A 13,725-nucleotide genomic window follows, 5' to 3' on the forward strand; every position below is an offset into this window, starting at 1 on the left:
CGTCACCTCATTAACTCAGTTTGATAAGATATAGCAGACAGCGCATATAAAGGAGCTGTTTCTGCTCGTAAAATCCGCGGACCAAATCCGCTTATTGTAAATTCATTTTCTTCTAATACTTCTACTTCCTGCTCGGTCAAACCACCCTCGGGGCCTACAACCACAAGCACGGAATTTCCGGGTTTTAAGGCTGAAAGAACAGCATGCAGATGAGATGTTTCTCCTTGCTTTGCTCTTTCTTCATAGGCTACAACTTTATGAGTATAGTCACCGCTAATTTCTACTAGTTTCTTAAAAGAAATTGGGGCTTCTACTGCTGGTACAATCGTACGATGAGATTGTTCTGCAGCCTCTTTAGCAATCTTATTCCAGCGATCTACTTTTTTTTGGCTCTTTTTATCATCCCATTTAACAACTGAACGAGCCGCAATAAAAGGGATAAACCTATACGCCCCAAGTTCTGTCCCTTTTTGGATAATAAGCTCGAGCTTATCCCCTTTAGGCAGACCGTTCACAATTGTAACATGGACTGGAAGCTCTTTTTCTTCGCTTATCCATTCTATAATAGATGCTTTCACTTCGTTAGCGGAAATATTTTCAATTTCACACAAAGCAGCTTGCCCCTGTTCATTACAGGCAATAAACTGTGATCCTTCATTCATTCTCATGACGCGTGAGATATGATGGGCATCATCTTGTGTCACTGTGACATTTTGCTCTTGAAATTGATCATTTGACAGAAAATAACGTTGCATCTTGACACCTTCTCACTTGTTAAGCTTGTTTTTGCGCAATAATTGCTACCCAGTCTTCCATAAGCGTTACTTCTTGAATAACAAAGCCCGCTTCCGTTAACGCTTTTTTGACATCTTCTTTTTTCGCACTAATAATACCTGATGTAATGAACATGCCTCCTGGCTTTAATACCTTTGCAGCATCGTCTACAAAACGAACGATTACCTCAGCTAGAATATTCGCCACAACAATGTCAACCGGCCCTTCTATGCCTTGCAATAAGTTGTTTTGACCTACTGTTACGATATTTCCAACTTGATTCAGTTCAATATTTTCGCGGGCAGAACGTACGGCTACTTCATCAAGATCTAGAGCTTGTACATTACTTGCTCCTAACAGGGCTGCGCCAATACTTAGCACTCCTGAGCCTGTACCCACGTCAATAACGGTATCTCCTGCTTTCACTGTTCTTTCCAATGCTTGAAGAGACATAACCGTCGTTGGATGCGTACCTGTACCAAAAGCCATTCCGGGATCAAGCTCGATAATCAATTCATCTGTGCTTACTTTTTCATAGTTTTCCCAAGTTGGTACAATCGTAAAACGCTCTGAAATTTTCACAGGGTGGTAATATTTTTTCCAAGCAGTGGCCCACTCTTCCTCGTTCACTTCACTGATCGTAACTTTGTTAGCTCCTAAATCAAAGTCGTAAACAAGCAGTCCATTAATTTCTTTTTTGATACCATCCACAGTTTCTGCTAAAAAGCTGTTAACTGGAAGGTATGCTTTAATCACTACACCTTCCTCTGGGTAGTCTTCTACGTTTAAATCATAGATTTCACCAAAAGTTGTATCTCTGTCCTTCACTAAATCAGCAGGATCTTCAATGACTACCCCGCTAGCTCCTGATTCATGTAAAATATGAGAGATGGGTTCAATTGCTTCTTGCGCTGTATGAATACAAATTTCAGACCATTTCATTGCTACCAACTTCATCCTTTCTGCCTTCAGTAATATAGGATTTTAAATATGAACATGACAGATGACAGGTTGGCAAAGTACCTTTACCAACCTGTCTCTGTTTATTATGAAAGACAATTATTCCCCTTTAATTGCTCGTTTTACTTTTGCAAAAAAGGAATCATGCTGCTCATCAACGGCTTCTTGACCGCTCAGTTCAGCGAACTCACGCAATAATTGTTTTTGTTTTTCTGATATTTTTGTTGGCGTTACAACGCGAACGTGAATATGCTGATCTCCTTGACCATACCCTCGTACGTTTGCCACACCTTTTCCTTTTAAACGGAATTTCGTCCCCGTTTGTGTACCAGCAGGAATCTTCAGCTTCACCTTGCCGTGTAGAGTTGGTACTTCTACTTCATCACCTAGTGCTGCCTGAGCAAACGTTAAAGGCATTTCGCAGTAGATATCGTCTCCATCACGTTCAAAGAATTCATGAGTGCGCACGTGGAACACTACATATAAATCTCCCGGAGGACCACCATTTACCCCTGGTTCTCCTTGAGCACTAACGCGCAGCTGTTGACCATCATCTACACCAGCTGGAATTTTAACATTAATTTTACGTCGTTTTGTTACTTTACCGTCACCGTGGCACGTTGCACATTTGTCTTTAATGATTTTTCCCGTACCATTACAATGATGACACGCACGTCGATTTACCACGCGGCCAAACGGCGTGTTTTGTTCAACGTTTAACTGGCCTGAACCATTACAGTGCGAACATGTATCGACTTTTGTTCCAGGTTTTGCACCTGAACCGTGACATGTTTCACACGTTTCTTCACGTGGAATTTCAATTGTTGTTTCTTTTCCGAAAACAGCTTCTTCAAAAGAAAGTGTCATCGTGTATTGTAAATCGGCACCTTGTCTCGGAGCATTAGGGTCACGTCTGCGACCACCACCACCAAAGATCGAGCTGAAAATATCTTCAAAGCCGAAGCCGCCAAAGTCTGAGCCGCCTCCACCAAAGCCGCCAAAGCCTTGATTTGGATCAGTATGACCAAATTGATCGTATTGTGCTTTTTTTTGGTCATCACTCAATACTTCATATGCTTCTTTTACTTCTTTAAATTTGTCAGCAGCATCTTCCGCTTTATTAATATCTGGATGATATTGTTTAGAAAGCTTGCGGTATGCTTTTTTTATTTCATCTTTTGTAGCGCTCTTACTGATACCGAGTACTTCATAGTAATCTCGCTTACTCATCAATACTCACTCCCGAATCGTTTCACATAAACGTAATTGTATCATTATTAATAATTCCATAGCAACATAAAAGTTACTTTCTATTGCTCCCGTGCACGCAGAGAGCCAAGAGAAAAACTTTCCCTTTCGCTTTTCCACGTTAAAAAAGTCAAAGCCAAGAAATAAGCTTGACTTTGACTTTTTAAAAAGATGTGAATCGCACCATGGCGTCATTCACGTTAGTCGTCAAGATGCATTATTTTTTGTCGTCGTTTACTTCTTCAAACTCTGCATCTACAACATCATCATTTTGAGCGCCTTGTTCACCGGCTTGCTGAGCTTGTTGAGCTTGCTCATACAATTTTACAGTTAACGCTTGAACGATTTCTTGAAGTTCATCTTTTTTCGCTTTGATTTCTTCAAGGTCATTCTTTTCAATCGCAGCTTTTAAAGCATCTTTTGCTTCGTTAGCTTTTGTTACTTCAGCTTCTTCTACTTTTCCTTCAAGATCTTTTAATGTTTTTTCAGTTGTAAACACTAGTTGATCTGCTTCGTTGCGTAGTTCCACTTCTTCTTTACGTTGCTTATCAGCATCTGCGTTTTCTTCCGCCTCTTTTACCATACGTTCGATTTCGTCATCTGATAAACCAGTTGAAGATTTAATTGTAATCGCCTGCTCTTTGTTTGTACCTAAATCTTTTGCACGAACGTTTACGATACCGTTCTTATCAATATCGAATGATACTTCGATTTGAGGTACTCCGCGTGGTGCAGGAGGAATGTCTGTTAATTGGAAACGTCCTAGCGTTTTATTGTCTGCAGACATTGGACGCTCACCTTGAAGAACGTGAATATCTACAGCCGTTTGGCTATCTGCAGCCGTTGAGAATACTTGTGATTTGCTTGTTGGAATTGTCGTATTACGCTCAATTAGCTTTGTAAATACGCCACCCATTGTTTCGATACCTAGTGATAAAGGCGTTACGTCTAGTAATACAACGTCTTTTACATCACCAGTTAATACGCCACCTTGAATTGCTGCACCAAGTGCAACTACTTCATCAGGGTTTACACCTTTATGAGGATCTTGACCAGTTTCTTTTTTGATTGCATCTTGTACCGCTGGGATACGAGTTGAACCACCAACTAAGATTACTTTATCAAGTTCGCTTGCAGAAAGACCTGCATCTTTTAAAGCTTGACGCACAGGGGCCATTGTACGTTCAACAAGACCTGCTGATAACTCGTCAAATTTAGCACGTGATAAAGATACTTCTAAGTGAAGAGGACCAGCTTCTCCAGCAGTGATAAATGGTAAAGAAATTTGTGTAGATGTTACGCCTGATAAATCTTTTTTCGCTTTTTCAGCCGCATCTTTTAAACGTTGAAGCGCCATTTTATCTTTGCTTAAATCAACGCCGTTTTCTTTTTTGAATTCAGCTACTAAATAGTCGATGATTACTTGGTCAAAGTCGTCACCACCAAGGCGATTGTCACCTGCAGTTGCGCGAACTTCAAACACGCCGTCGCCAAGTTCTAGAATAGATACGTCAAACGTACCGCCACCAAGGTCATAAACTAAAACTGTTTGATCTTCATCTGTTTTTTCTAATCCGTATGCAAGCGCTGCTGCAGTAGGCTCGTTAATAATACGCTCTACTTCTAAACCAGCAATTTTACCAGCATCTTTTGTTGCTTGACGCTCAGCATCATTAAAGTAAGCAGGAACTGTGATAACAGCTTTTGTTACAGGCTCACCTAAATACTCTTCAGCATAACCTTTTAAATGTTGAAGAATGATAGCTGACATTTCTTGAGGCGTGTATTGCTTGCCTTCAGCTTCCACCTTATGGTCTGTACCCATATGACGTTTAACTGAAATAATTGTGTTAGGGTTTGTAATAGCTTGACGTTTCGCTACTTCCCCAACTTGACGCTCACCGTTTTTGAATGCCACAACTGATGGCGTTGTACGGTTTCCTTCTGGATTTGGAATTACTTTTGGTTCGCCGCCTTCTAATACAGCGACACAAGAGTTAGTTGTACCTAAATCGATACCAATGATCTTACTCATTGACAATGACCTCCTTCATAATATGTAGTGTTATTGATTCACTTTAACCATCGCAGGGCGGATGATTTTATCTTTTAATTTGTAACCTTTTTGAAGCTCTTCTACTACCGTGTTCGGTTCGTATTCATCGTCTTCTACTTGCATCACTGCTTGGTGCTCGTATGGATCAAATGTTTTCCCAACTGACTCAATTGCTTCAACACCTTCTTTTTGAAGTGCCTCTACCAATTGACGGTATACCATTTCTACACCTTGTAGCACAGATTTGGTTTGTTCGTCCGCTGTGTTAACTTGTAATGCACGTTCAAAGTTATCAAGTGCTGGTAAAATATCCGCAACCAATGATTGAGCACGGTATTTTTGAGCAGCTTCTGCATCGAGACGTGAACGACGACGGAAATTATCGAAATCAGCTTGTAGACGTAAGTAGCGATTCTCTTCTTCTTCAAGCTGTTGCTTTAATTGATCATTTTCTTGTTGAAGAGGGTTTACTTCCTCAGACGCTTCAGCTTCAGTTGCTTCAGCAGCTTCTGTTTGAACTTCTTCAACCACTTCTTCGTTTTGTTCTTCTACTTGCTTTTCGTTTGACAATTCATTCACCTCCCTTAAATGTTTACACACATTTTCACATTTTAAACAACGATTTTTATTTTATCACAGGGAAAGGATGGAAGTAATATATTCCACCCGATTCCTTTATTCTTTATACAAGTTTGTTAACACTTGAGACATATCTGATGATAGCAGTGTAAGCAAACTAATCACACGCGCATATTCCATGCGGGTCGGTCCCAGTATAGCAATTGTGCCGAGCTGTTCGTGACCAAAAGAATAACTAGCTGTAATTAAGCTGCAGCCTACCATTTCATTCAACTTATTTTCATGACCAATTTTCACGTGTATGCCAGCCTCATTTGGGCTTAGCAGCTTATAAAACTGCTGTTCATGTTCAATAATGTTGAACAGCCCGCGAATTTTATTAAGATCATGAAATTCCGGCTGAGCAAACATATTCGTTTTGCCGCCAACTACTAATTTGCCATTCATGTTGAGCTTTAATGCATCATTGAGTATGTCCATCGTCTGCTCATACCCTTGAATGTGGCTTTTTAAGAGCGTCGCTACTTCTTTGTACATTTTATCATGTAAATCAGTAATGCGAACGCCAATGAGCTTTTCGTTCAAAATGTTAACCATCTTTTCAATATCGGAAGGTTGAATACTGCTCGGTAACGTAATCGTCCGACTTTCAACGTGTCCTGTATCAGTCACAATAATGGCAACAGCTGACTGAGCCGTTAAAGGTAAAATCTGCAGCTGTTTTAACTTATGGCTGACCGCTTTTGGCCCTAGCACAATGGACGTTAAACTCGTTAAATCGGATAAAATTTGCGCTGATTTTTGAACGAGCTGCTCCAGTTCTACAATGCGCTCAGCAAATACCGAACGTACTGTAGAAACATCGCTTGCTTTCAAGTGCTGCGGGGACACTAGGTGATCAACATAATAACGATAGCCTTTCTCAGACGGAACGCGCCCTGAAGAAGTATGAGTTTTTTCAATAAATCCAAGTTCTTCTAGGTCTGACATCTCATTACGAATCGTAGCCGAACTAAAATTAAACTCTTCTTTCTTAGATAATGTTCGAGAGCCTACCGGCTGCGCAGATCGAATGAAATCATCAATAATGACTTGTAAAATTAATAACTGTCGATCAGTAAGCACGCTTCATCACCTCTGTTAGCACTCTAAAACTCTGAGTGCTAAATCTAATAATAAATTACCAAATCACTATAGCGATGTCAACGATTTGGTATTAGATTATCCCAATAAAGGCTTGAAAAACTTCATTCCCCAAAAATCGACCATTGTGTGTTAAAAAGACGGAGCTATTGTCTTCACCCAAAAGTCCTTTCTCTTTGTATTCTTGAATAGGTTCTCCAAATACATCTTTTAATTCTCGATTGAATTTTTGCTTAAACTCCTCTTTTGAGACTCCTTTCGTTTTACGAAGGCCCAAAAACATTTCTTCTTCCATTTTTTCAGCCTCGGTCACGCTCACTTCATTAAGATATGCATTTCCTTTTTGCTCGACTGAATCAATGTACTTTTTTAATGGTCCAATATTTGCTCGTCTTATTCCGTCAATATAGCTATGTGCGCCTGCACCAATTCCGTAATAATCGTCGTTGTTCCAATATGTTAGATTATGAATACTCTCGTAGCCTGACTTTGCGAAATTACTGATTTCATATTGATGAAAACCTTGTTTGTCCATTTCTTTCATAAGCAGCTCATACATAGCTGCTTCTTCTTCTTGAGCAGGCAGCGGCAGCTTCCCTTTATTCATTAAATTATAAAATACCGTTTTAGGTTCAATAATTAACGAATAGGCAGACATATGCTCTACCTCTAATGAAAAAGCGGTTTGAAGCGTAGAAGAAAAATCAGCTACCGTTTGTTCCGGCAAGCTATAAATTAAGTCTAAGCTTATATTCGACATTCCAATCTTTCTCGCTTGCTCAATACAATCAAATACCTGCCTATTTGAATGTACACGTCCAATTTTCTCCAATAACCTTTCATTAAACGTTTGTACACCAATACTTAAACGATTCACGCCATAGTCATGGAGAAGCTGAAGCTTTTCTTTTGTCAATTCATTCGGATTCGCTTCAAATGTAAACTCACCTTTCTCATCATAAGGAAGATACATACGAATGGATTCTAAAAAATACTCCAGCTGCTGTTCATCTAAGGCTGTGGGCGTTCCACCCCCAACGAATATCGTGTTCAAATTGGTCGTTGGATAACGTTCGACTGTTTGTTTCATTTCTTCTCGCATGCTTTCCAAATACGGCATAACGGGCTGATTTTTGAAAAACACTTTATTAAAGTCACAATAGTGACAAATATGATGACAAAACGGGATATGCAGATATGCTGCCTTCACCATGGACTTTCACCTCAATCACATTTATAAATGATAAAAATACCGCAGAGTCTCTCTGCGGTATTTTTATCTATGTTCGTTCACACTTATTTACAGCGCTCAAAACTCTTTACTATCGTATCAGATTCGCTTCATTTTCAAAACTAATTTGACATGTTAAATAATAGAATTTCAGCTATTAATCTTCGTCCATGCGAAGCACAGCCATGAATGCTTCCTGCGGTACTTCAACAGAACCGACCTGCTTCATACGTTTTTTACCTTCTTTTTGTTTTTCAAGAAGTTTACGTTTACGAGAGATATCTCCTCCGTAACATTTTGCTAAAACGTTTTTGCGAATGGCTTTAATTGTTGAACGCGCCACAATTTTTTGACCGATTGCCGCTTGAATCGGCACTTCGAACTGTTGACGTGGAATAAGCTCTTTAAGCTTTTCTACAATGACTTTACCACGATCATAAGCTGAATCTCTGTGAACGATAAAGGACAGCGCATCGACCGTTTCACCGTTTAAGAGAATATCCATCTTCACAAGCTTCGAAGGCTGATATCCGATAAGCTCGTAGTCAAACGACGCGTAGCCTTTTGTATTTGATTTTAGTTGATCAAAGAAATCATATACAATTTCAGCCAGCGGAATTTCGTATACAATACTCACGCGATTAGCATCCAAGTACTGCATATCAATAAAGTTGCCTCGCTTCTTCTGACAAAGCTCCATCACAGCACCAACATAATCGTTTGGTACCATCATTGTGGCCTTCACATACGGTTCTTCCACGCGTTCAATCTTTTGTGGGTCCGGCATATTAGAAGGGTTATCTACAGACAGATGAGTCTCGTCTGTTAAATATACGTCATAAATAACGCTTGGAGCTGTTGTAATTAAATCAATTTTAAATTCACGCTCAATACGCTCTTGGATAATCTCCATGTGAAGCAGTCCTAAGAATCCACATCGGAAACCAAACCCTAAGGCCTGAGACGTCTCTGGCTCAAACTGAAGTGCAGAGTCATTTAGCTCTAACTTTTCTAGTGCTTCACGAAGATCATTATACTTCGCTGTATCAATCGGATACAGTCCGCAGTATACCATTGGATTCAGACGACGATAGCCAGGAAGAGGTTCACTTGCTCCGTTTTTGGCAAGAGTAATCGTGTCCCCTACTCGCGTATCTCCAACATTTTTAATAGCTGCTGTTAAAAACCCTACGTCGCCAACAGAAAGTTCATCTTTAGCAACGGCTTTTGGCGTTAACACACCTAGCTCCGTTACCTCAAACTCTTTTCCTGTTGCCATCATTTTAATTTTGTCGCCTACTTTTACTCGTCCCTGTACGATACGAATAGATGCAACTACACCTCGGTATGCATCATAAAATGAATCAAAGATTAGCGCTTGAAGCGGTGCATCTGGATCCCCTTCAGGAGCAGGAACTTTTTCAACAATTTGTTCTAAAATTTCTTCGATTCCAATTCCTGCTTTAGCTGAAGCTAATACAGCTTCCGACGCATCTAATCCAATTACGTCTTCAACCTCTTGGCGCACTCGCTCTGGCTCTGCGCTCGGCAGGTCAATCTTATTGATGACAGGTAAAATTTCAAGGTTGTTATCAAGCGCTAAATATACGTTTGCTAGTGTTTGAGCTTCAATACCTTGAGCTGCATCTACTACTAGAATAGCACCTTCACACGCGGCTAAACTTCGCGACACTTCATATGTAAAATCGACGTGTCCCGGTGTGTCAATTAGATGAAAAGTATACTCTTCTCCATCTTTTGCTTTGTATTGAAGCTGCACAGCATTTAATTTAATGGTAATTCCACGTTCACGTTCTAAATCCATCGAATCTAAAAGCTGAGCTTTCATTTCTCGCTGTGTTAACGCATTTGTTTTTTCTAAAATACGGTCTGCTAATGTTGACTTACCGTGGTCTATATGAGCAATAATCGAAAAGTTTCTGATTTTCGATTGTCGTTTCAATCTTGCTTCTCTATCCATATTTTTTTCACTCCTACTGAAAATCGGCAAAATACACTAAACTAAATTATAACAACACATTCGTCAACATTCAATAAGCATTCCATTGGGGATTTTCCCATACAAAAAAGCAGAAAGAGATTCTGCTTTTAATTAAGAAGATGATGGATAGCCTTAAAAGCTTTTCCTATTGTACTTTTCACGCCTTCCGCTAGACTTTGACCTAGCGAGGAGAAAAAGTTAAAAGCCTTTCGTTTTTCTAAAAGCTGCTGTTTTTCATCAATGTTCACAACTTTTTTTGAACCTAAAACAGCAGCTTCCACCTGACCATCTGACGTTTTAGACACATTAATAACATGTTCAATCGAAGGATCATTATATCCCTTCATTTTAATCAGCCCTTGCTGAGCCGTCTGCATTCCTAAAAATACGACGAACAGTAAAAAAATAGTTAGCACTACTGATTTTAAAGTAAATTTAATCACATTATTAGGCCCCTTACTTCTTTATCTTCTGTAGTACTAACCATTATGACTATATTCTGAAGAACTCATTCATCTAAAAGCGTATTAATGAGTATATGCCCCAAAGTTCTCTTGGTCCACTTCATGATGCAAAGCAGCGTTAAGTCCTCCTGCAACTACATTAGCCATATCTTCAATAAACATATCCACTTCTTTTGGCGTAACCATCAAATTATGACCTAAAGGTGCAAGCACTTCATGAATAAGACGTCTTTTTTCTTCATCGGGAAGAGTGCCAATCATACCGAGGTACGTTTGACGCTGCTCTTCATTGGGTAAATCATCCTCCGTGAGCTTCTTTTTTTCTCCAAACGTCATACCAGACGGAAGCAGCGACTTAGACGGCTTTCCCTGCTCTTTCATTTCTCGGCCGAAATGTTTTAAGATAAAGTCAATTGTATCGCTTGTAATGGACACAGCATCCACCACCGTTGGAATACCTATTGCAATAACTGGAATGCCAAGTGTTTCATAACTGATTTCTTTGCGCTTGTTTCCAACCCCAGACCCAGGATGAATACCTGAATCTGAAATTTGAATGGTAGCATTTACCCGTTCAATCGAACGAGCGGCCAGCGCATCGATTGCAATAATAAAATCCGGATTCACTTTCTTTACAACGCCAAAGATAATATCACTTGTCTCAATACCCGTCATTCCCATTACTCCCGGAACAATGGCGCTAACGGGTCTAAAGCCATCTTGCACGCTTTCAGGCTGTAACTCAAACAAATGTCTTGTAATCAACAAATTATCTACTGCCTTTGGTCCAAGCGCATCTGGTGTCACACTTAAGTTTCCAAGACCCACTACAAGACAGCTAGCATCATCTGGAATGTTGAGGCTTTTAATAAAAAAATTCAGCTCTTTAGCAAATACTTCTTCCATAGCCTCTTGCTTTTCAGTATCCTGCTCGCGAATGCCTACCGATTCAAGGGTTACATATCGGCCTTTTTTCTTACCGATTGCTTCTGCGCCCTCTTCCGTAATTTCTACCATTGAAATTTTGACACCTTGTTCTTCTTTTTCTTTTACAATTACGCCGTTGATTTCTGACTGGTTATTCGATTTAGGCTGATTTTCTAACGCTATGTCTTTTGCTTCGACAGCTAGATCCGTGCGCACGCTATATTGACTTAAATCAAGTTCTTTTTCCATTTCTTAACCTCCTAGACAATCTTTGTTGAAATTATTGTCACCGAGGACTGGCAGATTCATGCATTTAAGAAACGAAAAGTAGAAGGAAGGGCGCAATATCAGCTACAAGCTTTTAAAGAGAGGTCTGTCATATAAAATTCCTTGTCAAGGCTATTGCATTCTGTCCTTGTGTTTGATAAAATATCTTTTGTTCTTATTGTGAAGAATGTCGAGTTCTATATAATCTCGATTGTTATCATTTCGGGAGGTGAAACGGATGCCAAACATTAAATCAGCTATCAAACGTGTAAAAACTACTGAAGCTCGCCGTGCTCATAACATTCAAGCTAAATCAGCTATGCGTACTGCAATCAAAAACTTTGAAGCTTTAGTTGAAAACAACGATGTAGATAACGCAAAAGCAGCATTTGCTGTTGCTTCTAAAAAATTAGACAAAGCCGCACAATCTGGTCTTATCCACAAAAATGCTGCAGCTCGTCAAAAATCTCGCTTAGCAGTAAAACTTAACGGTTTATCTGCATAATTGAGACAAAAACGATCCCATTAGGATCGTTTTTTTATTGCGCTCTTTTTAATAAAAACAGCTGTAAAATAAGCGCTTTATCCATTTTTCCCGTCTTCATTTCATAATCTGCCTCTGCTAAATCCTTTAAAATTCCTTTAAGCTGCTGTTCCTCAAAACTTCTGCTCTGCTGCAAAGCGATTTTCACACGAAACGGATGAACCTTAATCGTTTGAGCAATTTGCTGCTGACCGTACCCTTGACTAGACAGCTGCTTCGTATGATAAATTAAACGAAACTGCGTCGCTAACAAAGATAAAATTTTAATAGGCTCTTCGTTGTTACGCAGCAAATCCTGATACATATTTAAAGCGATAGAAACCTTTCGCTGAATAACAGCATCAATAAGCGTAAATACGTTTTGTTCAAGCGTTTTTGCCACAAGCTTAAGCACCACTTCTTTTGTAATGACTCCTCCTTGTCCAACGTATAACACCATTTTTTCAATTTCATTTGTCACGAGCGTTACATTAAGCCCCACAAGCTGAATAAGCAGCGTTTCAGCATCTTCATCCATATTCACTCCATCTTTTGAAAGCAAATTATGAATCCACTGCTTCATTTCTTTTTCACCAAATTCGTTCGCTTCGATGTAAGCTGCTTGTTTTTTTAATAATTTTGTTATTTTTTTTCTTTCATCCAGCTTTTCATAAGGGGCTAGAAGAATTAACGTTGAAAAAGACGGGGGCTGTTCGACATATTGCTGAAGTTTTGCCAGATCATGCTCAACTTTATCTTTTGATTTTTCAGCCGTTAAAAATGCTGCATTTTTCGCAACCACTACACGCTTGTCTCCTAAAAAAGGAAGCGTTTCAGCATCTTCTAGAACTTGATCAATCGATGTCTCTTCTAAATCGTATAGGGACAAGTTAAATTCTTTATCTTCTTCATTCAACGTATAGTCGACGATTTTATCTCTAATCTTTTTACTCATAAATGCATTAACCCCGTGTATTAAATAAACGGGGGCGATATTATTTTTGGTAATACTTTTTAAGCTATCAACTGCCAACGTATATACGCTCCTCTTTTTTTATTCATCTATATTGATTATGTATAGTTACTGATAAACAAAATACAATTTCTATCGTAAAGGTGTTATGAGTTTTTGGCAACAATACAAAAGGAATTGTCTTAAAACGACAATTCCTCAGTTTATGATAAACATCAACAATATAAGCCCTAGGTTACTTATTTGTTAATGATTAAACCCTTATCTCTATTTTCTCCTCATGCTCATAAAGTATAGTTGTTAACTGTTGTCAGTTTGTGAAAACGCTCTTAAATTGTCTAGATTTTTAAAAAAAGTTAGATTATACTGTAAACAGGAGGGGTGTTAATGAACCAATTTGAAGAAAGTGTCCAAAGTAAACGCAACGACGCTGTCGATTCTGCCGTAGGATTTGGTGTTTCATTTGGCTTTTTCACTGCCTTATTTGTTATTGCAACTGTGATTCACTACTTGGGTTCGTAAAATTGCTTCAAGGCTGCTTCTTAGCAGTCTTTTTCAGTTCGTTTTTCTTACTATAG

Annotated in this window: 13 protein-coding genes; 2 read left to right on the plus strand and 11 right to left on the minus strand. The window is 39.2% G+C overall.

Annotated features, from left to right (window positions below):
- Positions 1 to 2: 2 nt before the first annotated feature.
- The 10 genes from ACRPLQ_RS21675 to gpr all read right to left on the minus strand — a co-directional run bounded on the left by ACRPLQ_RS21675 (position 3) and on the right by gpr (position 11,633).
- Positions 3 to 755 carry a 16S rRNA (uracil(1498)-N(3))-methyltransferase gene (locus tag ACRPLQ_RS21675; protein ID WP_257041516.1) on the minus strand — a complete coding sequence of 251 codons (753 nt, stop codon included), beginning with the start codon at positions 753 to 755 and terminating at the stop codon, positions 3 to 5.
- Between the two features lie 19 nt (positions 756 to 774).
- Positions 775 to 1,716 (minus strand): 50S ribosomal protein L11 methyltransferase, encoded by a 942-nt coding sequence (gene prmA, locus ACRPLQ_RS21680; protein ID WP_257041515.1) that lies wholly within the window; start codon positions 1,714 to 1,716, stop codon positions 775 to 777.
- A 117-nt stretch (positions 1,717 to 1,833) separates the two neighbouring features.
- Positions 1,834 to 2,964, minus strand: a complete 1,131-nt coding sequence (dnaJ, locus tag ACRPLQ_RS21685) for a molecular chaperone DnaJ (protein WP_013059241.1) — start codon at positions 2,962 to 2,964, stop codon at positions 1,834 to 1,836.
- A gap of 235 nt (positions 2,965 to 3,199) precedes the next feature.
- Complete coding sequence (gene dnaK, locus ACRPLQ_RS21690) at positions 3,200 to 5,017, minus strand: molecular chaperone DnaK (protein ID WP_014458181.1); 1,818 nt, start codon at positions 5,015 to 5,017, stop codon at positions 3,200 to 3,202.
- 30 nt (positions 5,018 to 5,047) lie between these two features.
- The gene (gene grpE, locus ACRPLQ_RS21695) at positions 5,048 to 5,608 is read right to left on the minus strand and encodes a nucleotide exchange factor GrpE (RefSeq protein WP_028411655.1); all 561 of its coding nucleotides are present in this window, start codon (positions 5,606 to 5,608) and stop codon (positions 5,048 to 5,050) included.
- A gap of 105 nt (positions 5,609 to 5,713) precedes the next feature.
- The gene (hrcA, locus tag ACRPLQ_RS21700) at positions 5,714 to 6,742 is read right to left on the minus strand and encodes a heat-inducible transcriptional repressor HrcA (protein WP_013059244.1); all 1,029 of its coding nucleotides are present in this window, start codon (positions 6,740 to 6,742) and stop codon (positions 5,714 to 5,716) included.
- A 91-nt stretch (positions 6,743 to 6,833) separates the two neighbouring features.
- Positions 6,834 to 7,973, minus strand: a complete 1,140-nt coding sequence (gene hemW, locus ACRPLQ_RS21705; protein ID WP_047749825.1) for a radical SAM family heme chaperone HemW — start codon at positions 7,971 to 7,973, stop codon at positions 6,834 to 6,836.
- 175 nt (positions 7,974 to 8,148) lie between these two features.
- Entirely contained in the window at positions 8,149 to 9,972 is a 1,824-nt protein-coding gene (lepA, locus tag ACRPLQ_RS21710; protein WP_013059246.1) for a translation elongation factor 4, read from the minus strand.
- Positions 9,973 to 10,100: 128 nt separating this feature from the next.
- Entirely contained in the window at positions 10,101 to 10,436 is a 336-nt protein-coding gene (locus ACRPLQ_RS21715; RefSeq protein WP_028411657.1) for a YqxA family protein, read from the minus strand.
- Positions 10,437 to 10,520: 84 nt separating this feature from the next.
- Positions 10,521 to 11,633, minus strand: coding sequence for a GPR endopeptidase (gpr, locus tag ACRPLQ_RS21720; protein WP_367077782.1), 1,113 nt, complete (start codon positions 11,631 to 11,633; stop codon positions 10,521 to 10,523).
- Positions 11,634 to 11,889: 256 nt separating this feature from the next.
- On the opposite strand from gpr, the gene rpsT reads away from it, so the two are divergent.
- Positions 11,890 to 12,156 carry a 30S ribosomal protein S20 gene (rpsT, locus tag ACRPLQ_RS21725; RefSeq protein ID WP_013085065.1) on the plus strand — a complete coding sequence of 89 codons (267 nt, stop codon included), beginning with the start codon at positions 11,890 to 11,892 and terminating at the stop codon, positions 12,154 to 12,156.
- A gap of 34 nt (positions 12,157 to 12,190) precedes the next feature.
- Here the strand turns inward: rpsT and holA are convergent, their stop codons facing one another.
- Positions 12,191 to 13,207 carry a DNA polymerase III subunit delta gene (gene holA / locus ACRPLQ_RS21730; protein WP_099331296.1) on the minus strand — a complete coding sequence of 339 codons (1,017 nt, stop codon included), beginning with the start codon at positions 13,205 to 13,207 and terminating at the stop codon, positions 12,191 to 12,193.
- A 327-nt stretch (positions 13,208 to 13,534) separates the two neighbouring features.
- On the opposite strand from holA, the gene ACRPLQ_RS21735 reads away from it, so the two are divergent.
- Positions 13,535 to 13,669, plus strand: a complete 135-nt coding sequence (locus tag ACRPLQ_RS21735) for a YqzM family protein (protein ID WP_013059251.1) — start codon at positions 13,535 to 13,537, stop codon at positions 13,667 to 13,669.
- Positions 13,670 to 13,725: the final 56 nt, after the last annotated feature.

It is taken from the genome of Priestia sp. TRN 1309 (assembly GCF_050846875.1).
GTDB classification, from domain to species: Bacteria; Bacillota; Bacilli; order Bacillales; family Bacillaceae_H; genus Priestia; species Priestia zanthoxyli.

What these genes read in the sequence shown, in the direction of transcription:
- ACRPLQ_RS21675 (WP_257041516.1), bottom strand. Translation starts at nt 755, where the DNA reads ATGCAACGTTATTTTCTGTCAAATGATCAATTTCAAGAGCAAAATGTC.
- prmA (WP_257041515.1), bottom strand. Translation starts at nt 1,716, where the DNA reads ATGAAATGGTCTGAAATTTGTATTCATACAGCGCAAGAAGCAATTGAA.
- dnaJ (WP_013059241.1), bottom strand. Translation starts at nt 2,964, where the DNA reads ATGAGTAAGCGAGATTACTATGAAGTACTCGGTATCAGTAAGAGCGCT.
- dnaK (WP_014458181.1), bottom strand. Translation starts at nt 5,017, where the DNA reads ATGAGTAAGATCATTGGTATCGATTTAGGTACAACTAACTCTTGTGTC.
- hemW (WP_047749825.1), bottom strand. Translation starts at nt 7,973, where the DNA reads ATGGTGAAGGCAGCATATCTGCATATCCCGTTTTGTCATCATATTTGT.
- lepA (WP_013059246.1), bottom strand. Translation starts at nt 9,972, where the DNA reads ATGGATAGAGAAGCAAGATTGAAACGACAATCGAAAATCAGAAACTTT.
- gpr (WP_367077782.1), bottom strand. Translation starts at nt 11,633, where the DNA reads ATGGAAAAAGAACTTGATTTAAGTCAATATAGCGTGCGCACGGATCTA.
- rpsT (WP_013085065.1), top strand. Translation starts at nt 11,890, where the DNA reads ATGCCAAACATTAAATCAGCTATCAAACGTGTAAAAACTACTGAAGCT.
- ACRPLQ_RS21735 (WP_013059251.1), top strand. Translation starts at nt 13,535, where the DNA reads ATGAACCAATTTGAAGAAAGTGTCCAAAGTAAACGCAACGACGCTGTC.